Source organism: Paenibacillus sp. 01T442 (genome assembly GCF_056398345.1).
Genome location: NZ_JBFTPF010000001.1, coordinates 599778 through 621765, shown reverse-complemented (window position 1 = coordinate 621765; position 21988 = coordinate 599778). Strand labels below are relative to the sequence as shown.

Here is a 21988-nt window from a genome sequence, read left to right as displayed (position 1 = left end):
ATCGCTGTCTATTATGATGTATGGTTATTGTACCGAGCCAGCGAATAGAAARATTTCAATATCATTGGGAGTTGTGTTTTAAAATGATTTGCAGGAGAGTGCCCCGTCCTCGCGTGCCGGCTGCTTAGCGCTGCCTTCAGGCGGCTGGGCGCATCCTCCAAGACGTCCCCCATTACTAACTAACTGGAAAACCTCCCGTTAATTTTCCGATTTCAGCTCGATTTTGAAGATTAACTGGAAAATAGGTAGGTAATTTTGGCGTTTCTGCTGGTTCTGAAACAATCGCTTGAAATTAACTGTATTTTTTACAGTTACATCTATAAAATCATGGATTCTCGCGGAATTTGCTGTATGTTCTCCTGTTATTTCGTACAAGGCGGCTCTTGACTTAGCTAGACAACAAAAAGCCCCCAAAACCATTCACTTACATGGCTTTGAGGGCTTACTCACTCGCATCTCCTCCCGATACTCCTTCGGTCCCCTCCCATAAAACTTCTTAAAAGCCGTACTAAAATAGCTCGAACTAGAGTACCCCACCAACGTAGCAATATCCGTTAGCTTAAGCTCACTTTCTTGGAGCAAATCCGCCGCCCGACTCAAACGCAACCTCGTGACATAGTCACTAAAAGTCACACCCACACTCATCTTAAACAACCCAGATAAGTAGGTTTCATTAATATGAAACATCTCGGCCAAGGAGGCCAACGTAAGCTCATAGGAAAAGTTCTCATTCACATAATTTCGAATGGCTTCCATCATTTGCTGACCACTGGAGAATCTGGTTTTCCTTACTTCTTCCATGACGAGCCGGGCCAAGTCGTGCAGCTGATCGAGCACTTGCTCCCGAGAGGAGTAATCCCTCACACTCATCTGGCAGTTCCAGAGATAGCTCTGCAGAGACATATCTCCAAGTTCGAATTTCTTGGCAATGGCATTAAACAAGAGAATAATACGCAGCGTCAAAAAGGTGAATACAAACATTGGCGTATCTCGATCCGAAGAAAAAATAGCGTGCAGCTGCTTTGTAAAAGCAGACATATCGAGATTTTCGATGGTTTGCATCAGTTTTCTCTCCACCTCCGGTGAAAAGGCGTGCGTCATGGCGAGCATATTCCGATCCRGTTCTGCCTTATCGGAATGGATCGTGCCCTGACTCCAGGCAAGCATGCTAGATGCGTAGCCATCTTTGAGCTGCCTCAAACCGTTGATAGGCTCGCCAATACCGAGCACACTGTCTACTTTGAGAAAGCTTTGGATATCCCGCTTCAGCTTACGCACGAAGTCAGCCAAGAAGCGGTCATGCTCGGCATTTTGAATCCGAATGACAAAATGTATCATCGCAGGGTGACTCATCGCGTAGAACGGATAGATGTGCTCCCATTTCTGCGCAGACTCCCGACACAACATCTGAAAAGCTAAGTAGAGCAAATCTTTGCGCTCACTCCAATCGTCCAATCGCCCTGGCGGAATACGCATCTCTACAGTGACAAACTGAGCATGAACATCATCAACAGCTAACGCTGATAATTGAAGTTGCTCCATCCGTTCTTTCATGGCGGACACACTGAACCATTCATCCTTCACCAGCTGCCAAAGAAGCTGCTCCTGCATCAACTGAAGCTGTTGGTGATTTTTCATTTCCTCTTGATCTTGCTCCCTCAAGCGATTGCGATCCTCTTCCAACTCCTCGGCTAGCTTGCCGAGAAGTGCGGTTAGCTCACTGCGAACCACAGGTTTGAGCAGATAATCCTTCACCCCAAGCTGAATAGCAGCCTTCATATATTCAAAATCCGAGTAGCCCGAGAGCACAATGATGCGAAGCGCTGGGTACTTTTCCTTGCATGCGCTGACCAAAGCAATCCCGTCCATTTGTGGCATACGCACATCGGTAATAACCACATCCGGCAGAGGATACTCCTCCAGAAGCTGCAGAGCCTCCAGGCCATTTGCCGCTTCCAGAGCAATTTCGAACCCGGCGGATGTCCAATCGATTTTGGCTTTAATACTATTACGAACGCCGACCTCATCATCAATCAGCATGATTCTGTACATCTCAGTTGTCAGCTCCTTATCAACGGCAGGATTAAGTTCAGTTCCGTCCCCTCGCCCAGCTTGGCATGCAGCTCTAATTGAAATTGTTCGCCATAATTCAGCCGACATCGGGATAACACATTGCGAAGCCCGATACTTTGCCCCTCCGTACTGAGAATCGCTACAGGATCACCCGTTTTGATCTCTTCCCGTAGATTTCGAACCAATTCCGGAGACATGCCAATGCCATTATCCTTCACGGAGATCAGCAATTTATTCTCCTGCTGCTTCGTCCTTAGGGTTATCTGCGCGATGCCATCCTTCTCTAAGCTATACTTCACCGCATTTTCTACCAGAGGTTGAATGATGAATTTGGCGATCAAGAGATTAGCTGCCGCGGGATCTTCTTCGATCACAATTTGCAATCGCTMCTCATGCCTCAAATGGAGGATGAACAAATAATCCCGAATATACGCCATTTCTTCTGCTACTCGAACCAAATCACTACCCAGGTTGAGCGAGTATCTCATCATTTTGCCCAAAGCTTCCGTCGTATCCATCACAAGGTCTTCCCGCTTCATCGCCGCCAGACCGCTAATGATTTCAAGCGTATTATTATAAAAATGCGGATTGATCTGCAGCAGCAGTGCTTTGTACTCAGCATTTTTCCTCCGCAAATTCGTCTCGAACTCCGTCTCGATTAAATAGCGAAGCCGATGAGTCATCTGCTCGAACACCCTTGTCACATAGTTCACTTCACTATGGCCCTGGCCAACCTTCGGCATCACATGCAGCGCCTGATGAAACTCCCCGCGCTCTACATGCCTCATTGCTCTCCCCATCACACTCAGCGGCTTGGTAATGCCTGCGGACAGCCAAAAGGCTGTTAATATCGCAACGATCAGCAACAAAATGCTAACGACAAGCATCGTTTGGCGAATGTGTGTGATTTTTTCATACAATTCAGCCTCAGGCACACTCCCGATAATCGTCCAATTCTGAGCAGGCAGCTTGCGGAAAAAGAGCAGATTCGTCTCTCCTTTCGCCTCCATTGGGAAAATTCCACTCGCTTCCCCGTCAAAACGTTCATCAATCTGCTGAAGCCCCTTCCCCAGCATGTCCTTGTCTTCAGACAGATTCTGATCCAGCACACTGTTGCCTTCATGTGTCAGCAAAACAACCTTGCCTGTCTTCCCCACATGAATCTTTTCAATCGCATTGCGAAGCAGGGTTGTTGGATAATTCACCTTGATGAAGCCCATATTTCTTAGCGATTGCAGCTGTACGAGTGGAAAAAGGAAGCTATTAATCGAACGCGCCCTCATAAATTCGTCCGACTGATCGACATCCTTGTGTGCAATCGTCCAACGGTTATTTTCATTCATAAAATCCTGAAACCACGCGCTGTTCTTGTAGGATCTGTCCTGCGTCCACACACCGCCAGCATCCTCGGTGAACGCACTAATGGAAATGCCGCTGGAGTTGTTCACCCCATAGGAGGAGAAATACTCGCGCAATCGCTGCTTCGTGAGAACGCGTTCCTGAATCGTACTGTCTGGATTCAAATGTACGGTCAACCAATCCTGCGTCGTTCGGGCGCTCACCACCTGATTGCCCGTATCCTCGACCTGCGCGAGCAACGTCCCCACGTGCGAGGCGAACTGCTCGATCGTTTGAGATGTTGAAGCTTCGATCGACGACTTGATTGTTTTGGTCGCTTCCTCACTAAGGATATAGGCCAAAGTGGCAAAAGGGAGAAGCAGCAGAACCGAGAAAACCGCCATCAAACGGCTCCTCAATGAGAAAAACATAATATCCCCCCGTGATGTCTGATTCTTTGTATCATACCTCTTTGCTGTCTGAGGAAACAACGACAAAGAGACGATCATCGAAATGATTCGTCTCACTTATCTAGAGTTGCTTACTTCTTCTGTTGAGCTAGAACATCTGCGTACGCTTTATCAATTGTCGTAACGGCTTCTGCGATGGACGCATCCATGTTTCTTTTGCCGATCGTGACATCCTCAAACATTTTGTTCACAGCATCTGACATTTGCGGGAAGATCGGCGTGATTGGACGCGGTCTGCCGTACTTCTGATTTTGAATAACGAAGATGTTCTTCGGATACTCATTCAGCTCTGGGAACGCCTTCGCAGAAGAATAACGAGATGGGATATCCTTCGTCATACCTGCATAGGTTTTCTGTCCTTCTTCCCCAGTAACCCAGTTAATGAACTTCCAAGCTTCATCTGGACGCTTGCTTTTCCCCGAAATACCCAGCGCCCAACTGCCATTGGCTACCGCTTGTGCTGTTCCTTTTGGCAATGGTGCAATATCATAGTCTTCGCCCAACTTGAAATTAGGGAATTTCTCCTTCAAATTAGCCAAAGACCACGAGCCGTCAATCGTAATGGCCAACTTACCGTTCGGGAACGGATCTGGTGGATACTCCAGCGCAGATACTTTATCTTTGTTATACAGATCGGAGAAGAACTGAACGGCTTTCTTCGTTTGTGGGGAATCTAGGTAGCCTTTGGACGTTTTACCGTCTGGGCTCATGATCTCACCGCCGAACTGCCAAATGATAGGATATTTAAAGTAGGCTGTTGCACCTGCGTTGCCAAAGCCTTGTGCAGGATCGATACCAAAGATGCCGTTCGAAGGATCATTCACTTTCTTAGCTGCATCCAATACTTGATCCCATGTCCACGGCTCATCAGGGTTTTTGGAAGGAAGCGGTATGCCTTTCGCTTGGAAAAGTTTTTTATTATAGAACATCGCAATAGAGGATTCTGTCAGCGGTGCCATATAAATTTCATTTTGATACGTGTAGGTCGCAAGTGTTGATTTCGGAACATCCTCCATATTGCCGTCTGCTTTGAAGTAGGCGGTTAATGGTTTAAGTGCTCCCGCGTTTGCATACGAACCGACGGTTGGTGCATCTAATGCCATGATGTCTGGTGGACTTCCGGAAGCGATGGATACACGCAATTTCGTATCATAATCCGAGTATGGAATCGGTGTCATTTCCACGGAAATATTCGGATACTTTTGCATAAAAGAGGCTACTAACTTGTCGTAAGCTGCATTCTCCGTATCATTCCCCGAGTTTCTCCAGAACGTGAGTTTTACTTTTTCATCTTTTTTCACGGCTGCATCTGTTTGGCTTGGTGCTGATGGCGAAGATGTGCTTCCACTATCGCTTTGGGAAGAACATCCCGCCAGCAATCCACCAATTACGATAGCGCTTACGACTGTTTGACTAAGTTTTTTCATTCGATTGTTGCCCCTCTCATTACTCTGTTGTTGTTCTTGTCATCATCTTATCAAAGGGGACGAAACATTAAATTCAAAATGCTCTGCTTCTAACTTATAAAATTATCATGCCTAGAGGAGAAAGTAAAAGGGATGTAGGAAGAGTTGGGGGATATGGGAAACTTGGAAATTTGCCATTTTGGCGAAAATAGCGGATCCTCGTTCCGTTTCGCCAAAGCATGTAACTATGATTGGCCATTAATTCTGTTGTAGCTACAACAGTCCCCCCTCAACTGAGGGAACGAACGCAACGAAACGAGCCCCAAAGGGCTCGCTTCGTTTTAATTTGTAGTTGTGGACACGCGTGTCACGGCTTGAGTCACGTCCAACTCCGCCTTCCGCGATTGGTAGCTTCCAATATGGAAAGCTTGCCAACAGCTGACGCCAAAGACGAGCATAGCCGTAATAAACCATCCACGTATGCCGAAATGAGCGACGATAACGCCGCCGAGCAGAGGCCCGGTTAGGCAGCCAAGGAACATCCATGAGTTCACCATGGCGAAGGTCTGCCCCTCCATCCCTTTGCGGACTAAGCCTCGTACCTGTGCTTGAATGTTGGGCATCATGCCCGCTACGCACAGTCCGAGCGTAAACCGACATGCAAGGATAAGCGGATAAAAGTGCGTCACAGCTTGCACGATGCAGAGGAGAAACGCGGTGCTAGTCGCTATTTTGAGCAACAACAATGGTCCTACGCGATCGGAGAGCATGCCCAGCAACGGGGAGAATACGATAACGGCGAGAGAGGTCGCCGATAAGGTGATGCCGAGCAGCCACTGATCATTGAGAAAGGTGAGCGTATGTGTGGATTGCCGCACGTAGTAGGGGATAATCGGATTCGTCCCGACTAGCGCGAAATTAATGCATAGGCTACTAAGCAGCAGCGAGGGGAGCGGCTTCATCTGCCAAATTCGCTTCCAGTCCGAGAGCAATGTGCTCCGTTCCATTTTAGAAACGACAGGTGCACGCGGGCCTTCTTTGACAAAGCAAAGTACGCTGACGGTCGCAAGCAAAATGCATACACTCATAGCCGGATACGCGCCTCGCACCGAGTAAAATGTAAGTAAAGAGGACGCAATTAGTGGTCCGATTAGCGAACCGGTCTCGCCCATCATTTGCATGGTGCCAGCCGAAACGCCAACCTTATTCTTGGCAGCTCCAATCAAGATCAGCACCATCGTGAATGGCAGGATGCCAGTGAAGCAGCCCTGTGCCAATCGCAGCAGCGCCAACTGCCAAGGCTCTGTGGCCAATGACATGCAAGCCGTAACGAGGGTCATCCCAAATCCGGACCATAGCATCACAGGCTTACGCCCATAGCGATCTCCGATGCGACCGAGGAAAGGCATGAGCAGCATCATGATCATGAAATTGGCCGAAAATATCGCACCTGACCATATGTAAAGCGAATCCCCACTCACATGCCCAATCTCCTGAAGGAAGCTAGGCAAGAGGGGAACGAACATGCCGTGCGCGGTCGATACAAGCAATTGTACAGAAAGTAACGCTGCAAACTGCCGGTTCCACGAGTCCATCGAATTAGAAAGAGCCTTCGATGATACTCTCGTTCAAGGCGCGTCGTCCATTCGGCAGCTCACGCTGCTGAAAGTCCTCGGCCAACGTTTCACGTGCTCCACGGTAACCTAATGCAATCACGGCATGAAGCTCATACTCCGCCGGAACTTGAAGCACTTCACGTGCTATTTCTCTGTGATAGCCGCCAACAGCCCGCGTTGCCAGACCTAACAAGTGCGCTTGAAAGGCAATGGATGCCCAAGCTGCACCTGCATCAAACGCATGTGCTCCATTTGGCTCACCATCCTGACGGAACTTGTTAGACAAGATCAGCAACAGAACAGGAGCATGATCCGTCCACAAACGATTGTTTGGCTTAATAAACAATTGAAACTTCTGTTTCTGTTCCTCTGTTTGGGCGACGACGAATCGCCACGGCTGCAGATTCGAGCTGGAAGGCGCCCAGCGAGCAGCCTCAAGCACCGTATATAATGTCTCTCGTGTTACTTCCTTCTCATCAAAAGCACGCGACGACCAACGATTCAGAAACAGCGCGTGTACAGGATAATCAGCCTTACGATTGGCCTCCACTTCAGGGGTTAAAACAGCTTGATTATCTACTTGTGGGGATACAGTCATGTCATCATTCCCTTTCCGGACAGGCCTATCGCCTTTATTTTAAAAGCCACTGATTGAGATCAAAATCCTTCTCCGCCAACTTCTCATCCACTAGAAATTTCTTTGTACCATTGAGGAGCTTCACACCATCGTCTGTAAAATTAACATCCTTGATTGTCTCGATCGGCGTAACCTTCTTGTTCAATTCCGGGGTGAACCCATTCAGCTCAGATAAAAATTTGTAATATTCATCTGGTTTGGATTGCAAATCTTTGAGGGCTTTCCCCCTCGCTTCATTCCAAACCTTCTGGAAATCAGGGAATTTCTTGAGATAATCCTCAGAGGCAACCGTGATGCTAGTTCCGATCAAATTCGGATGCTTGGAGGCATCATCAATCAGTGGGAAGCCATTATCGATTTGTTTCAAAGCAAAGATCGCGCTGTTCGTCATCGCATCCACTTCGCCACGAGCCAGTGCCGCTTCGCCGTCAGGGCGCAGCATGTGGATGAACTTAACGTCTGGTACATTCTGTTCCTTCACAAGGCCGGCAATATAGCGGTGCATGAAGGAGCCTTTTTGAATTGCGACTGTTTTGCCTTTTAGATCAGCTATCGTTGTCGGCCCGCCTTTTTTACCAATCAAGTACCCTATGCTATCCGTGGCACCTTGCGTAATGGCTCTCGTTTTTGCCCCTGTTGAACGAGCAAGCAACGCTGGTGTATCACCCAAGCTTCCGAAATCCAATCGACCGCTAATCAGCGACTCACTTTGGTCAGGTCCGTTCGGGAAAGCAACGAGTTTGACATCCGTAATGCCGTACTTTTTGAGCTCCTCTTGGATAATCCCTTTGTAGAAGCCCCAGCCCTCTGCGCCCCCTGGAAAATTCAGCTTGTTCGTGCCAATGTATCCGTAATTGATTACTGCTGGTGGTTGGACCTTGGCTGCTCCTCCACTTGTCGCTGCTGCACTAGCACCAGCTGTCTTGGTGCCTCCATCGGAATTGCCGCAGGCCGCTAAAAAGGCGACCATGGCTGCTAAAATCATAACGAAATGTGTGGTACGGAAAAGTCCGAATCCCCTTTTACTCATCTTCTGTCTCTCTATCATCTTTCATTCTCCTTTCAAATTGACCACAAGAGGGTCTCCACTGTCTTACCCAATAGAAGTTAGTTTCGTTAATTCATATATATAAGGATGCTCGGCAACGGGTTTACGCCCTTTCCCCCAGCCAACTTTCTCGCGATATCCACCAAAGAATCCTTGTTCATCTAAGATCTCTTCGCTCACATGCATTGGTCCTTCAGCATCCGGCGCCACATAGAGCGCATCCGCTGGGCAATACAGCTCGCACATGAAACAGGTCTGACAGTCGCTTTGCCGAGCAATGACAGGAATCCCATTTTCCACACGATCAAATACATTCGTCGGGCATACCGACACGCAGAGGTTGCATTCTACACATTTGGACTCGCTGACTAACTCAATCATGGGGTAACAGCCTCCTTGTTCACTTCAGCCTTTTGCGTCCATACCTGATCCAGCCCTCCGCTAATTAAACGGTACCCTTGCGCAGCATCAATCTCTGGGAAATCCTCACGCTTGTGCATGCCTCTCGTTTCAGTACGCTCGCGTGCCGTGTTGTACATAAGGCGTGCCGTAGCTGTCATGGCCGCTGCTTCACGATGACGAACACCTGCTATATCAAGTGTCGTTACACGTTCACGCAAGTCGTTCCAAAGCCCATCCAGACGATTGATTGAGCCTTCCAACCCTTTCTGCGTACGGAACAAATTGCGGTCATACGGCATGACTTCCTCTTGTACCGCTTGAATGGCTTCGCCTGTTTTGCTTAAAATCTGACCCGATCCCGACTTCGTGAAGGTTGTCGTTGAGACGCTTTTAAGTGTACGGTTATCCACTTTATCTCCAAGATCCTTAGCAAATTTCGCAGCACCTTCCCCGGCAAATGAACCGGAAGACATCGCCCAAGCCGCATTATGGCTGCCACCTCCTGTGAAACCTCCACAGATCAGCTCACGCGTTGCAGCATCGCCAGCCGCATATAAACCTGGAACAATGGTTGAACATTGCTCATCCACAATGCGAATACCGCCAGTTCCACGCACCGTGCCTTCTAAGCGAAGGGTAACAGGGAACTTATCTTTGAACGGATCGATGCCAAGTCGGTCGAAAGGCAGGAAGAAATTCGTTTGATTCACACGCAGTAAAGGACGAATCTCTTCCGGTGCTTGATCCAAGCTGGCGTAAACCTGACGGCCTTGCAGCAAATTCCGTGCAATGATCGAGCGGCCACGTTGTGACCCTGCACCTTCTACGATGGAGCCATCTTCGTGGTAGAAGGATGCGTAGCGGTAGTAGGCTGTTTTGGTAACGGAAGAGAAAGTCGGGCAGATCGCATAGGCATTCGAGAACTCCATCCCGGAGAAATCGGCTCCTGCTTCAGCAGCCAATAGATAACCATCCCCGGTCAACACGTTCGTACCTAATGCTTTGCTCAAAAATGCACAACCGCCTGTCGCAATCACAACCGCTCCTGCACGCACCGTCCAGGTCTGCTCGCTCTGCGTTCTCACGCCAGTTGCACCGCCAACGCCATGCTCATCGGCAAGCAATTCGAGCACAGGACTGTGATCGAGGATGCGCACGCCAGCTTTTTGAACCAATTTGCGCATCAGCTTCATATATTCAGGCCCTTGCAAACCACGCTTATACGGATCGCCGATTTCATCCTTCGGAAACGGATACCCCAAGGAGCCTAGCTTATTCATGTTCTCATAAGTCCGATCGAGCACTCGGTTCATCCAAGGAACCTCCGCCAGCTTACCGCCCAACAAATAGCGACTCGCTCTGGCTTCTTCTCTCAGCTTCTCGTCGGGCTTGATGTACCAAACCCCTGTACCCGAGGGCGCTGTTGCTCCACTCGTTCCACAATAGCCTTTATCCACCAAGATTACCTTGGAGCCATTTGTTGCAGCGGTTAAGGCCGCCCACGTTCCCGCAGGACCTCCACCAATTACCAACACATCCGCAATGAGACGTAAATCATTCTCTTCCAAAACCTTTGCCATCTACGTGACCTCCTCTAATATGAAAATAAAAAGAGGCATCCCTTATGTAAAGGAACGCCTCCGTGTGTACGGTTGGACAGGATATGCAATTGTATGTCGACAAAACCAAGTTGTTTACTATGATTAAACACATAGTAGCACCGTATTTCAATGGCGTCAACACTATTTATTACAATCAATCTATCGTCTTGAAGGTAAAATACGATCTATAAACGGTGTTGTGTCCAACTCCGCCAATGTCGTTCGCCCCTTGCCCCAGCCGAGCGTTTCTCGCCAACTGCCCAGTAGATTAGCCTCTACCAACTCCGCTTCTGTCGGCACTTCCGCCAAAGGTGATTCAAACGGAGATACATACAGAGCATCTACGGGACAATACGCCTCACAAATAAAACAAGTCTGGCAATCTTCCTGCCTTGCGATGCTCGGAATGCCATCTAACCCTTTATCAAACACGTTGGTCGGACACACCTTCACGCATAGCGTGCAACCCACACACCGTTCCGTACTTACGAATTCAATCATCGTGTCGCAACCCCCTGATCCGCCGTCAGTTCTTTGCACAGCTCAATCTCATCAATACCAGAGACAATCAGGCGGTACTGCTGCGCTGGGTCTGTATCCGGATACTCCAGAAGCGAATGCAAGCCCCGCGTCTCCTTGCGTGCTAGCGCAGCGGTGTACATCCATCTCGCCGTCGCAATCATCCCAGCGACTTCGCGTGCGCGAACCCGACCCTGCACCGTCGGGTTCACAGCCGTCCCCCGCAAGCTCGCCCACAGATCGTCCAATCGCGCCAGCGATTGACGGATCACGGGCTCACTGCGGAAATAATTGATGTCCAGCGGGAAGACCTCCCGCTGGACTGCCTCTACCAAGCCCCCCGCATCCAAGGTGCGATCGGGGGCTGCTTCAGGATCGACCAGGCCGTAGCGGCCTGCTGGTCGCAAATCTCTTGCGCTGCGCCCAAGCGCCAGCGCATGCTTCGCAGCACCGGCACCGGCCCACGTGCCGGAGGAGATCGCCCAGGAGGCGTTGAACGCGCCTCCGCCTGACTTCGCACCCGTGACGCGCTCACGGGTGGCCGCATCGCCGGCGGCATAAAGGCCCGGGACCGTTGAGGCGCAGCTCTCATCGGTAAGGCGGATGCCGCCCGTTCCGCGGACGGTTCCCTCATAGCGAAGCGTGAGCGGGAACCGCTCTGTGAAGGGATCGATGCCTGCGCGATCCAAGGGCACGAAGAAAATCGCGTGCGATTTTCGCAGGATTTGCTGCTTTTCTTCCGTGTCAGCGTGGTTAAGAACCGCGTAGACTGGGCCTTTGCTCAGCATTTTGGGCAGAAAATCGCCTGCTCTAGGGCCACCGCCTTGCAACACCGTGCCATCCTCCGAGGTATAGGTCGCCCAGTTCAGCAAGCGGCCCCGAGTCACCGTGCCAAAGGCTGCGCTTGGCGCATACTGACGCGTGAATTCCATGCCGGAAAGCTCTGCTCCGAGCTCAGTCGCCATCAGAACACCCTCTCCAGTTAGGACGTTACAACCCAACCCTTTGCTTAGAAAAGCACATCCGCCCGTTGCAATCACGACGGCATTCGCTCGAATTTCCCATTCCGAATCATCCAAGCGTGAAAGGCCACGCGCTCCTCCAACCCCATGCTCATCAACGAGCAGCTCTAGGGCTGGCGATTGATCAAGAATCTTCACACCTGCCCGACTGACCTGACGACGCATTAGCTTCATGTACTCTGGTCCTTGCAAGTGATCGCGCAAAGGAACACCCTGCTCATCACGGCGAAACGGATAGCCCCACTTCTCTACTAACAGTAAGCTTTCATACACTTGATCAAGCACACGGTGAATCCAGGCAGGCTCTGCCAAATACCCGCTCTCTTTGTACCGCTGTTGGACAGCCTTCTCTCTTAATTCAGGATCTGGTGGCAGATACAATAAATTGGTGCCTCCTGGTGCGGTAGCTCCGCTGGATCCTAGGAATCCTTTGTCTACTAGGATGACCTTCGCATGCTGTTGGGCTGCGCTCCAAGCTGCCCATGCCCCAGCAGGACCTCCGCCGATGACTAAGACATCGGCTTCTAATTTCGTAATTTTGCCCGAGCTCATCGCAATCCCTCCTTGATGTATCCTAACCTTGGAAGCTGTCACGCCAGCTTAGCCATCTTCTTTCTAACCAACGTACAAGTGAATCCACAAGTTTCCCGATCACCGCAAAAATGATGACCCCTACGAAAATAAGCTCAGCGCTTGAATTTTGTTTGCCATAGTTAATGAGGAAGCCTATCCCTTCCTGCGAACCGATCAGCTCTGCTACGACGAGACCCAGCCAAGAAATAGCGACAGATAGGCGTACACCTAGCAGAATGCCAGGTAAAGCGGCAGGGAGGATCAAGCGGAAAATTTGCTTGGACTTGCTAAAATTCAGCACTTTCGCGACCTCGAATAATTTGTGGTCCACATTTCGAATGCCGAGAAAGGTATAGATATACATAGGGAAAAAGGCACCATTCGCAATGATCACGATTTTGGAAACTTCGCCAAAACCGAACCAAAGTATGATTAACGGTGCAATCGCGAGATGCGGAATCATGCGCAGCATCTGAAAGGAAGGATCCAGCATGAACTCTAGCTTTTGAACAAAACCAACGAGAAACCCGAAGAGCAGCCCGATGGATCCTCCAATTAGAAAACCTATGACCGCTCGTTGCAACGAAATCGACAGATGCTGGGACAGCTCGCCTGAAGCGATTAATGAACGGAATTCCGCAGCAATTTGTAACGGTGTGGGTAAAAAAGATGGCGAAAACAGCCCCAAATCCCCTGACACTTGCCAAATGACAAGGAGTAATACGGGCACGACCGCGCCGATGACGAAATTGTTCACTCTCTCCCACAACCATTTGAACCGAACAAACTCTAGTTTCTGACTTTTCGATTTCCCGATGCCCTGCGTAGCTTGGCTTAGCGCCTCGACACGATTGCTCATCCCTTCTCCCCCTTAGCTTTGTGCGGTATATCCCTTTTAGTGATCAGTGCCCTTTATAGCTGTCTTGCCAGCTAAGCCACTTGCGTTCAAGCAGCCTCACAGCAGTGTCCGCAACGATACCGAAAACGGCAAATATGAGAATACCAACGAACACGACTGGTGTTTTGGAAAATTGCCGCGCATCCGACATCATATACCCGATCCCTGCGGTCGATCCCATTAATTCAGCTACAACAAGTCCAAGCCATGACACACCTAATGAGATCCGAACGCCTAGTAAAATATGAGGCAGCGCTCCGGGAATCGTTAATCGGATGATTTGCTTCCATTTGCTAAACCCTAACACTCGTGTCACATCGAAAAGTTTGTTGTCCACGCCTCGAATACCCAAGAAAGCATTAATATAAAGTGGAAAAAAAGCCCCTTTGGCAATGAGAAGTACCTTTGCCGTTTCACCAATTCCAAACCACAAAATAAATAAGGGCGCGATCGCCAAATGAGGCACCATGCGGAGCATTTGGACCGTAGGATCTAGCGCTTTCTCCGTTCTACGAAATAAACCAACGAGAATGCCGAAGGCAAGACCCAAAGAACCGCCAAGCAGGAAACCTGAAAGTGCTCGGAGGACACTAATTTTAATATTGTCATAGAGCTCACCCGTTTGAATGAGTCGAATGCCCGCGTTCATAATGCGAAGCGGCGTTGGAAATAGCAAGGATGAAATCACACCCAAATGGCCTAGAAGCTGCCAAGTAAGCAGCACGAGTAAAGGTACCGAAGCACCAAGAAGCACGCGATGTAATCGTTGCTTGTATCTCTGTTGATCAACACCTGCCAATTGTCCTTGTTGGCTCATTGAGATCTCCCCCTTTCTCCTTAAATGCCCGAACTATCTATTAATTCCAGCTCTTCGATTTTCTCGAATTCACTAAGTACCTTAAGTCGCAGCTCCTGAAAAGACGTCGTCGTCTTCTTTCTCGGAATCGGCAGATCGATGGGCACGATGTTCCTGATGGCGCCAGGCCGCGGTTTGAGGATCACGACACGATTGGCCAAATAGATCGCTTCATCAATATCATGCGTGACGAAAATCATCGTCGTTTTATTTTTTTGCCAAATATCAATCAACACTTCCTGCATGTGCGTTCGCGTAAAAGCATCCAGTGCGCCGAACGGCTCGTCAAGCAGCAGCACTTTCGGATTGCGGAGTAAGGCTCTCGCTATGGCTACACGTTGCGCCATTCCACCAGAAAGCTCTTTCGGGAACGACTTCTGAAAGCCTTCCAGGCGAACGAGTTTAATCAGTTCATCCACTTTCTTGCGCACTTCAGGGTCTCTCAGCGAAAGGTCAGCGGCGATATTCTTCTCGACGTTCAACCATGGAAACAGCCTTGGCTCTTGGAAAATGAAGCCCTTGTCAATGCCTGGTCCTTGGATCACCTGACCGCCCAGTTGAACTTCGCCGGTATGCGTAACATCCAGTCCAGCGATGATCTTGAGCAGCGTGCTTTTGCCGCAGCCGCTGGGTCCTATGACTGTAATAAATTCTCCCTCTTTCACTTGCAGCTGAATATTGTGCAAGGCTTGAACAGACCCTTTGCTGGACTGAAAAGTTTTGTTCACATGCTCGAGTTTCAACAACGGTTGGCTCATCCCATTCAACTCCTCTTTTAATAAAAAAAAGACACTTTTCTCCCTAAAGAGAATAGCGTCTCCGTTCATACGGTGGTCACATTTCTAGAGTACCACTCCGGATGAAACTTCGTCAACCATAAATTATTATATTCCTATAAGTTTTATCGGATTTAAATGTTCTGTCACAATTAAAGACCCGCATGCTCCTCTCGCATCCCCATGACTGGTTTGCCCGTTAAGCACTGCTCGAACATATCAATGATCGCTAGGAAGCGTTCCGCCTCACGGAATACGTGATCAGCCAGCAAGGGATGGATAATGCTCTTGATTTTGCAGGCTTCTATTAAATCGCGGGCAGTCTTTTTGAAATCACGCAGGGCAACGACGGATACACGATTCTGATCAAGGAACTGATCCAACAGCGGATCGGTTTGGGATTGCGGCCTCATCCCGCTTAAATCAATAGCTTGAAAGAGGAGTTGGTCAAAATCATGACTAAAACTCCGCGCTTGTTCCACTAACTGACGTTCGGATGGGTCCAACAGATGACCAATAAATTTGGCGTGATCCGCCATGATGCGCAAGAAGAATATATTTTCATCAATAATCGCGTCGGGTAACGGTTCTAAGCGTCCTGTGTTTAATTCGTGTAAACGATTCCGAAAATAGTTAGCCTCACGGCTCGTATGGTCGACTAGCAAGGGGAAGTTGTTACCACCAGGCAGCTTGCATTGAATGATGAGCCCGAGAACTTTTCGTTTGAATGCCCAAATATGTGCAGCAGCCGAAGACACTTCCGTATTGAATCGTCGAATTTGTTCGGGGTCTGTCAACTCATTATATGCGTGGGATCGGCCCTCGATATGCTCAAAAATATGATAATAATGATTCGCTTCTTGAATCAACGTCGTATCCTCACATCGAAAACCCAGTTTGAGAAACAAGGAATGCTCCTTCATAATACGCGACCAGAACCGGATCTCATCTAATGAACGCATCACGAACTCATTTGACAATTCAGGCACTCTCCTCACCATGATGTTCTCCTATCCCATGTATAATAAGCGAATGTTGTACATATGCTACTTCACCTCAATTAGGACAACACAAGTGCGGTATTCATTGGTGGATATACCTTCAGGCATGCCATTGCAGCAGATCATCTTTGCCAAAATCTAATTTTTATTTTATACTTATACATAGATATCCGATGCATCGTAATACTATACTCAGGAAAGGAGTCATCCATGAAAATCAGTAAAGAGCTCATGAAAGGAAGCACCGTCATTCTGATTCTTACCCTTTTGGATCGCAAAGACATGTACGGCTACGAGATGACCAAAGAGATGGAGAAACATTCGGATGGCGTATTCACATTAAAAGAAGGCACACTCTATCCGATTCTGCACACGTTGGAATCTGAAGGCTTTGTTGAAGCCTACTGGGATGAGAAAGAAGGACGTAAGCGGAAGTATTATCGCCTAACAAAGCAAGGTAAAGGTGAGCTCAAAGTCAAGAAGCAGGAATGGTCGCTTTTTCGCAATACGGTAGATCGTGTACTTGGGGAGGGCGGCGTATGAGTAGCTATCGTCAGCATGAGGAGATCACTTCGTTCTTGAAACAGGTTTGTCGCGAAATTAAAGCAAAAGAGGTCCACTCAGAAGTTCGTCTGGAGCTTGAGAGTCATTTGCAGGAATTAATTGAGGACAAACTAAGTAATGGAGTCGATTTGGATACGGCCGTTAAGGAATCCATTTCTCAAATGGGGACGCCTGATGTGATCGGGCAGCAGTTTCATCTTGCGCATCGGCCTCGTTTTAACTGGGGGCTTCTTGCTATCGTTGTGCTTTTTATAACGATCGGGTTAGTTGCCATATTTTCTGCTCAAACTGCGCTAGTCAGTCGTCTAGGTTTCACTTCTATCGGGCTCAAACAAATCGTTTATCTGTGCGTTGGTTCATCCTTAATGTTGATCATTGGCTTTAGTAATTATAAGAAGTTAGCCAAGTTCTCATGGGGACTTTATCTGGTTATGATTGCGTTGCTCATCTATGTCTACCTATTCGGGAATGAGGTGAATGGAGCTAGAGGTTATGTCAATTGGTACCCTTTCCAAATGAATATTCCAGCGCTCACCCCCTATCTGCTGCTCATTGCGCTAGCTGGTATTTGGAGTGCGCCACAAAGAGCCGTCGCCAACGAATCCTCCATGAACGCATTTATGCGTAAAAGTTGGACCCATGTGGGAACTGTTTGGCTGGCAGTTTTGCTTATTTTGAGTATACATGCTATAGACAATTTCGTTCTTTTCTTTATTGGATGTTTGACTTTGTTACTCGTTTTGAAAATGAAACGCACCATACTCGTTGCGCATTGTAGTCTATTTGCAGTTGCCCTTGGTTGGTTCTTGCTTAGTCAGTCCTATAAACTAAAACGCATTTTTGCTTTTATACATCCAACTGAAGATCGGCGAGGCATGAATTTTCTGTTAACTCAGTCCAAAATAGCGATGCAATCCGCTGGTTGGACGGGACATGGGTTTGGCTCTTCCCTTAACGCTTTGCCAGATCTTCAAGCCGAAATGATGTTTCCTTTTCTCATCTACTGTTTCGGCTGGGGAGCCGGGATAGCAATAGTGATTATGGTAACTTTGTTCGTCCAGCAAATGGTTGGCGTCTCTCGGAAGGCGAGAGATCCTTATGGAAAAGCTTTGGTATCCGGGTTATTGACCTTGTTTGTCATACAATATGTATGGAATATGCTCATGTGGATCGGTCTAGCACCGTTTAGCTCCTTCCATCTTCCTTTTATAAGCTATAGCGGGTCGCTCGTTATTTTTCAATTTATTGCTGTCGGTCTCATGCTTAGTGTGTATCGACGTAAAGACCTCGGCACTTGCCAGATGACATAGGCGTGCAGCTCGCACCTCTTTTTTCACCCACTCAGCAACTATCCCTTACCAATTTGTCCTACATACATATACTTAAGAGAATAACCTATGGGGGGGTTCTGTGTGACTATGAAATCAGACCGTCTCACCATCATTATTGAAAAAGGGAAAAAACGTATCATTACGCAATCGCCGATTCATGGTATCGATAGACTGGTATTCGTTATTAACCATCAATTCACGAATGCCCCGAACACGACACAACTCGCAAGTGGTGCAGGCCGCAKCAGCGCTGCTGGCAGTAACGCCGCTATTAAATCACCGCACAGTCAACAGCAGCAAAGCGTAGGGGCGGGTGGCAAAGCGAGGAACCGAATAGGGAAAGGCGCCAAAGGCAAGTTATCCAGCAGCAGAAGCCTCGCCGAAATCCGTCGTAAAGGCAAAGAAATTATCGTTGTCATTAACGATCAAATTGTTAAACTCCCCAAACATGCGGCAAATGCATCAGCCACCCAAGTGGCAAGCGGCGCTGGCAAGTACAGCACGAGTGGGACTAACTCCGCCATCGAAAGTCCGGGTACGAAGCAGCAGGATGCCGTCGGTGGGAACGGGAAGGCTTCTAACACATTGGCTAGCAAGCGCAGGAAGAAGAAGTAGCTTATAAAAAGGAGCTAAGCGATTTATGCGCTTAGCTCCTTTGACATGTGCTGCTAGAGCGGGATACTCTAAGGGCCCTTGGCGCGCTCGAGTTACTCCCCCCGCACTTAGTAGTCCGAATTTGCCGAACTAAACACACTGCCCACGACTTTACATATGAATTAGTCCGAAAAAACCCAACTAAACCGCCCCAAACAACTCTCACGCGAAGAAAATAGCTAGTTAGTTCGGCAAATTCGGACTATTGGTCTCTTTTTACAAGTAATCCTCGTTTTAATTCGGTGATATCGGACTAATGCTACTTCTTTCGGGCCCATAGCTCCATACCTCAAATCTTCCTATAGTTTATATCTGATCCCAAGCCACATACAGACATAACCCTGCAAGCACATAAAACGTAACGGAAACCTTCACTAGCCTTCGTAATTTTATCGCATATGTGCAAAAAAAGATCGCCGCAGCGAGTTTAGCTACACTTTGGACATTAGGCGAAAACCCAGAACCACTAAAGACAATCGATATCACCAAGGTGGTTAGGACAAGTATTTTAAACCATAGTGGCTCTTTCAAAAATTGCTTATACATAAACTTAAAGCGCTGCATAATCGCAAATCTCCTTCCTCACATGGGACTCAACTTACTAGGCATCATCCATTTACCTAATTATGCCATTACCTCAAGGATGAAAGCTACAATTACTGCAAGAATTTGCTACTCTACTAGTACTACTTCTACTTCTACTTCTACTTCTACTTCTACTTCTACTTCTACTTCTACTTCTACTTCTACTGTACCCCCTAAGGCAACTAAAAACTGAGCTACCGCAATCCATTCTCTGCCCAATTTTACCTCAGCCAACAAATTAAATGGATTTTATGTAGCTATTTTCGCTGTTTCTACTCATTTAGACGTAATAGATGGATTTCATACAGTTAATTTCCGCCAAAAGCCCGTATACCGCCAGTTCTGCTTATATTAACTGTACATTTTCCATCTATTCACGGAATCTCAGGAAATTCGGCAAAATTAACTGTAGGTTTTCCATTTATTTCCCACATTGCCACCAAGGGGAGGGGTTGAGGGGTGGATGATGGATGGCGGGATGATGGATGGTGGGATGGTGGGATGATGGATGATGGATGATGGATGATGGATGATGGATGATGGATGATGGATGGTGGATGGTGGATGGTGGATGGTGGATGGTGGATGGTGGGATGGTGGATGGTGGGATGGTGGGATGATGAAGAAGGTGGAGGTGCAAGGGTGCAGGAGTGTAAAAGGCTGGGGAGCGAACCTCACAAAGCAAAAAGAAGCCGCCGCGCAACGCGACTGGCTTCTTTTTCATCATTTTCAAATCCGCTGAACCGCAAGCGGGCATTCCATGAAAGTAACTTGAACCTCAGGAAACGCCTCGCGTACCATCTCTACGACGGTCTGCATCCCTGCTTCTTCGCTCTTCTGATGCCCCGTTACGATCAGTGCCTTCGCAAGTCCCATATCCGCGGCGTCCCTCACATATTCATTCGTTTCCCACTCACTCGTCTCGCCAACAATCAGCAAGTCAATATCCTGACTTCCGAGGAATTTAATATGAGAACGGCCACCGGACGCTCCTGGCATTAAGCCCATACGCTTCACGGGCAGATCGGGATTCCCGGCTACAAGCATATGTTCTATGCCCAGTTTACTTTTCAGATGAGCAACAACGGTGCGTACGGTATGCACTTCATCAGGACGCAGCGTCAGCAACCTCATATTCTCAGGACTTGCATACGATTCCCATTCTAGCTGCTTCAACATGCCCGTCAGAATACCATCTGGTTTATAGCTATGTACGTAATCGTGCAAGCGAAAAATCGCAATACCCGATTCCTCAATGAGCGCGCGCTTCTTTTCATACACAGGATCCTCGCTTAACCACTCGCCTTCATCGAAGTGGTTGTAATACGTCGGTTCGTGCGTGATGATGAGATCGACACCTGATTCAACAGCTTGCTTAATTGCCGCATACGTCGTCATAAATACAACAGCGACTTTCCGAACTTCCGCGTCCATCCGTCCGCTTTTCAGCGTATCTACTGTCTTCTCTAGTTGTCCAACGGGTTCAATAAGGCGATCTAACACCATTTGCACCGTAATCATGATAAGTGAAACCTCCCCATCGTTTCGTAATCCTTACCTGCATGACCTAGGAATACAATTCATGAACTTTTCGAGATAACCATCAAACGGAAATTCCTTTTTCGTAACCTTTTCCTTCAATGCCACTATCTCTTGCTCAGCTTGCTGAATCAGATCAACGGGATACCCGAATTGAATCGCATGGGCTGCGAATTCATCTTCATCAACTACCTGCCAGACACCATTTCTTCTCACATAATCTAAATCCAAATCAACAAAAGAAACGTTGTTCCCCTCCATCACTGCCGGCTGATTGATATTACAATAAAACTGTTCTAACCTGCCGTCAACAACTTCAGCACTAACTGTAAACCAAGAATCAAAAGAGAAAAATTCAATAGACCAATTATCAATCGTAAATACTCTTTGCTTCGTGTAATGATGCAGCTGTCTTCCGTACTCACCGAGAACAACAATATGCGAATCTGTCTTTTCTAGTAAGGTTGTGTTCCATTCGTAATGGAGACGATTTCCATATTTTAATGCCTGAATCGTGATTTGATTTGCCATTGTTTCATCCTTTTTACGTTTCGATCAGCAATCTGATTTCCCCCATGATCGGATCAGGGAGCGGTTCATTCATCAGTCTGATAAGAATGTCTTTATTAGCACCGACTTCTTTCAAATAGGATAGCAATATCGCCGCCTTCGCACTCCTATTCATCAGCGCATAGGCCACGTACCAGACTTCAGGGCTGCCAACTCCAATACCGTTCCACGTAGCGCTCGGAATGGAGGGAAGTCTGCATAGACCTAAATCCGAGTAGATCGAGAGTCCTCCTATAATCTCTACCTGTTGTGCATCACTCTGTACGACTAGCTTATAATCCGTGCCGAATGGGTAATCCCCACTCGTTATTTCTTCAACTTGCTCGTGCTGCAACGCATGCTTAACCTGATCTTTCGGGGCATCAACCATGACATCCCAGTCACCCACCGTGTTGGTTAAACCAAGGCTAAGCATTAAACCACTGCCACCCAACGAGTAACGAATGCCGTATTGATCTAAGGTTTGAGTTACAGCAACTAGGTTCCCTATATCTGGAATCACTTGTGGC

Annotated in this window: 21 protein-coding genes; 4 read left to right on the top strand and 17 right to left on the bottom strand. The window is 48.1% G+C overall.

What is annotated here, in order from left to right:
* Nucleotides 1-420 precede the first annotated feature (420 nt).
* The 14 genes from AC1DLM_RS02625 to AC1DLM_RS02560 all read right to left on the bottom strand — a co-directional run bounded on the left by AC1DLM_RS02625 (nucleotide 421) and on the right by AC1DLM_RS02560 (nucleotide 16236).
* Nucleotides 421-2052 (bottom strand): response regulator transcription factor, encoded by a 1632-nt coding sequence (locus AC1DLM_RS02625; RefSeq protein ID WP_477569011.1) that lies wholly within the window; start codon nucleotides 2050-2052, stop codon nucleotides 421-423.
* A gap of 8 nt (nucleotides 2053-2060) precedes the next feature.
* Nucleotides 2061-3815: a sensor histidine kinase gene (locus AC1DLM_RS02620; RefSeq protein WP_477569010.1), complete on the bottom strand. Its 1755-nt coding sequence runs from the start codon at nucleotides 3813-3815 to the stop codon at nucleotides 2061-2063.
* A 137-nt stretch (nucleotides 3816-3952) separates the two neighbouring features.
* Complete coding sequence (locus tag AC1DLM_RS02615) at nucleotides 3953-5308, bottom strand: ABC transporter substrate-binding protein (RefSeq protein WP_477569009.1); 1356 nt, start codon at nucleotides 5306-5308, stop codon at nucleotides 3953-3955.
* 320 nt (nucleotides 5309-5628) lie between these two features.
* Nucleotides 5629-6882: an MFS transporter gene (locus AC1DLM_RS02610; RefSeq protein ID WP_477569008.1), complete on the bottom strand. Its 1254-nt coding sequence runs from the start codon at nucleotides 6880-6882 to the stop codon at nucleotides 5629-5631.
* Between the two features lie 4 nt (nucleotides 6883-6886).
* Entirely contained in the window at nucleotides 6887-7501 is a 615-nt protein-coding gene (locus AC1DLM_RS02605) for a nitroreductase family protein (RefSeq protein ID WP_477569007.1), read from the bottom strand.
* Between the two features lie 34 nt (nucleotides 7502-7535).
* Nucleotides 7536-8588 (bottom strand): ABC transporter substrate-binding protein, encoded by a 1053-nt coding sequence (locus AC1DLM_RS02600; protein ID WP_477569006.1) that lies wholly within the window; start codon nucleotides 8586-8588, stop codon nucleotides 7536-7538.
* 45 nt (nucleotides 8589-8633) lie between these two features.
* On the bottom strand, nucleotides 8634-8969 hold the full coding sequence (locus AC1DLM_RS02595; protein ID WP_477569005.1) for a 4Fe-4S binding protein: 336 nt from the start codon (nucleotides 8967-8969) through the stop codon (nucleotides 8634-8636).
* Entirely contained in the window at nucleotides 8966-10570 is a 1605-nt protein-coding gene (locus AC1DLM_RS02590) for an FAD-dependent oxidoreductase (RefSeq protein WP_477569004.1), read from the bottom strand. Before AC1DLM_RS02590 ends, AC1DLM_RS02595 begins: the two co-directional genes overlap by 4 nt.
* A gap of 180 nt (nucleotides 10571-10750) precedes the next feature.
* Nucleotides 10751-11092, bottom strand: coding sequence for a 4Fe-4S binding protein (locus tag AC1DLM_RS02585; protein WP_477569003.1), 342 nt, complete (start codon nucleotides 11090-11092; stop codon nucleotides 10751-10753).
* A complete protein-coding gene (locus tag AC1DLM_RS02580) occupies nucleotides 11089-12684 on the bottom strand; it encodes an FAD-dependent oxidoreductase (RefSeq protein WP_477569002.1) in 1596 nt (531 codons plus the stop codon). Before AC1DLM_RS02580 ends, AC1DLM_RS02585 begins: the two co-directional genes overlap by 4 nt.
* Before the next feature lie 22 nt (nucleotides 12685-12706).
* Nucleotides 12707-13564, bottom strand: coding sequence for an ABC transporter permease (locus AC1DLM_RS02575; RefSeq protein WP_441991011.1), 858 nt, complete (start codon nucleotides 13562-13564; stop codon nucleotides 12707-12709).
* A 43-nt stretch (nucleotides 13565-13607) separates the two neighbouring features.
* A complete protein-coding gene (locus tag AC1DLM_RS02570; protein WP_477569001.1) occupies nucleotides 13608-14420 on the bottom strand; it encodes an ABC transporter permease in 813 nt (270 codons plus the stop codon).
* A gap of 20 nt (nucleotides 14421-14440) precedes the next feature.
* Nucleotides 14441-15217, bottom strand: coding sequence for an ABC transporter ATP-binding protein (locus tag AC1DLM_RS02565; RefSeq protein WP_056623312.1), 777 nt, complete (start codon nucleotides 15215-15217; stop codon nucleotides 14441-14443).
* 170 nt (nucleotides 15218-15387) lie between these two features.
* Nucleotides 15388-16236: a DUF2935 domain-containing protein gene (locus AC1DLM_RS02560; protein WP_477569000.1), complete on the bottom strand. Its 849-nt coding sequence runs from the start codon at nucleotides 16234-16236 to the stop codon at nucleotides 15388-15390.
* A 210-nt stretch (nucleotides 16237-16446) separates the two neighbouring features.
* Between AC1DLM_RS02560 and AC1DLM_RS02555 the strand changes: the two genes are divergently transcribed.
* From AC1DLM_RS02555 to AC1DLM_RS02540, 4 genes are all read left to right on the top strand, one after another.
* Nucleotides 16447-16779 carry a PadR family transcriptional regulator gene (locus tag AC1DLM_RS02555; protein WP_477568999.1) on the top strand — a complete coding sequence of 111 codons (333 nt, stop codon included), beginning with the start codon at nucleotides 16447-16449 and terminating at the stop codon, nucleotides 16777-16779.
* Nucleotides 16776-18110 (top strand): FtsW/RodA/SpoVE family cell cycle protein, encoded by a 1335-nt coding sequence (locus AC1DLM_RS02550; RefSeq protein WP_477568998.1) that lies wholly within the window; start codon nucleotides 16776-16778, stop codon nucleotides 18108-18110. The genes AC1DLM_RS02555 and AC1DLM_RS02550 overlap by 4 nt, the downstream gene beginning before the upstream one ends.
* A 108-nt stretch (nucleotides 18111-18218) precedes the next feature.
* Nucleotides 18219-18746: a hypothetical protein gene (locus AC1DLM_RS02545; RefSeq protein WP_477569065.1), complete on the top strand. Its 528-nt coding sequence runs from the start codon at nucleotides 18219-18221 to the stop codon at nucleotides 18744-18746.
* Between the two features lie 1174 nt (nucleotides 18747-19920).
* A complete protein-coding gene (locus AC1DLM_RS02540) occupies nucleotides 19921-20112 on the top strand; it encodes a hypothetical protein (RefSeq protein ID WP_477568997.1) in 192 nt (63 codons plus the stop codon).
* On the opposite strand, the gene AC1DLM_RS02535 is transcribed toward AC1DLM_RS02540, so the two are convergent.
* From AC1DLM_RS02535 to AC1DLM_RS02525, 3 genes are read right to left on the bottom strand one after another with little or no spacing between them, the layout of a single operon-like run.
* Nucleotides 20100-20891, bottom strand: coding sequence for a Nif3-like dinuclear metal center hexameric protein (locus AC1DLM_RS02535; protein WP_477568996.1), 792 nt, complete (start codon nucleotides 20889-20891; stop codon nucleotides 20100-20102). The genes AC1DLM_RS02540 and AC1DLM_RS02535 overlap by 13 nt on opposite strands.
* Nucleotides 20892-20924: 33 nt before the next feature.
* On the bottom strand, nucleotides 20925-21440 hold the full coding sequence (locus AC1DLM_RS02530; RefSeq protein WP_477568995.1) for a DUF402 domain-containing protein: 516 nt from the start codon (nucleotides 21438-21440) through the stop codon (nucleotides 20925-20927).
* A 13-nt stretch (nucleotides 21441-21453) separates the two neighbouring features.
* A complete protein-coding gene (locus AC1DLM_RS02525; RefSeq protein ID WP_477568994.1) occupies nucleotides 21454-21981 on the bottom strand; it encodes a hypothetical protein in 528 nt (175 codons plus the stop codon).
* Nucleotides 21982-21988 lie beyond the last annotated feature (7 nt).

Bases quoted from the DNA above. Each gene is read 5' to 3' on its own strand.
- AC1DLM_RS02615 (WP_477569009.1), bottom strand. From the start codon at position 5,308: ATGAAAAAACTTAGTCAAACAGTCGTAAGCGCTATCGTAATTGGTGGA.
- AC1DLM_RS02610 (WP_477569008.1), bottom strand. From the start codon at position 6,882: ATGGACTCGTGGAACCGGCAGTTTGCAGCGTTACTTTCTGTACAATTG.
- AC1DLM_RS02605 (WP_477569007.1), bottom strand. From the start codon at position 7,501: ATGACTGTATCCCCACAAGTAGATAATCAAGCTGTTTTAACCCCTGAA.
- AC1DLM_RS02600 (WP_477569006.1), bottom strand. From the start codon at position 8,588: ATGATAGAGAGACAGAAGATGAGTAAAAGGGGATTCGGACTTTTCCGT.
- AC1DLM_RS02595 (WP_477569005.1), bottom strand. From the start codon at position 8,969: ATGATTGAGTTAGTCAGCGAGTCCAAATGTGTAGAATGCAACCTCTGC.
- AC1DLM_RS02590 (WP_477569004.1), bottom strand. From the start codon at position 10,570: ATGGCAAAGGTTTTGGAAGAGAATGATTTACGTCTCATTGCGGATGTG.
- AC1DLM_RS02585 (WP_477569003.1), bottom strand. From the start codon at position 11,092: ATGATTGAATTCGTAAGTACGGAACGGTGTGTGGGTTGCACGCTATGC.
- AC1DLM_RS02580 (WP_477569002.1), bottom strand. From the start codon at position 12,684: ATGAGCTCGGGCAAAATTACGAAATTAGAAGCCGATGTCTTAGTCATC.
- AC1DLM_RS02575 (WP_441991011.1), bottom strand. From the start codon at position 13,564: ATGAGCAATCGTGTCGAGGCGCTAAGCCAAGCTACGCAGGGCATCGGG.
- AC1DLM_RS02570 (WP_477569001.1), bottom strand. From the start codon at position 14,420: ATGAGCCAACAAGGACAATTGGCAGGTGTTGATCAACAGAGATACAAG.
- AC1DLM_RS02565 (WP_056623312.1), bottom strand. From the start codon at position 15,217: ATGAGCCAACCGTTGTTGAAACTCGAGCATGTGAACAAAACTTTTCAG.
- AC1DLM_RS02560 (WP_477569000.1), bottom strand. From the start codon at position 16,236: ATGGTGAGGAGAGTGCCTGAATTGTCAAATGAGTTCGTGATGCGTTCA.
- AC1DLM_RS02555 (WP_477568999.1), top strand. From the start codon at position 16,447: ATGAAAATCAGTAAAGAGCTCATGAAAGGAAGCACCGTCATTCTGATT.
- AC1DLM_RS02550 (WP_477568998.1), top strand. From the start codon at position 16,776: ATGAGTAGCTATCGTCAGCATGAGGAGATCACTTCGTTCTTGAAACAG.
- AC1DLM_RS02540 (WP_477568997.1), top strand. From the start codon at position 19,921: ATGGTGGATGGTGGATGGTGGATGGTGGATGGTGGATGGTGGGATGGT.
- AC1DLM_RS02535 (WP_477568996.1), bottom strand. From the start codon at position 20,891: ATGATTACGGTGCAAATGGTGTTAGATCGCCTTATTGAACCCGTTGGA.
- AC1DLM_RS02530 (WP_477568995.1), bottom strand. From the start codon at position 21,440: ATGGCAAATCAAATCACGATTCAGGCATTAAAATATGGAAATCGTCTC.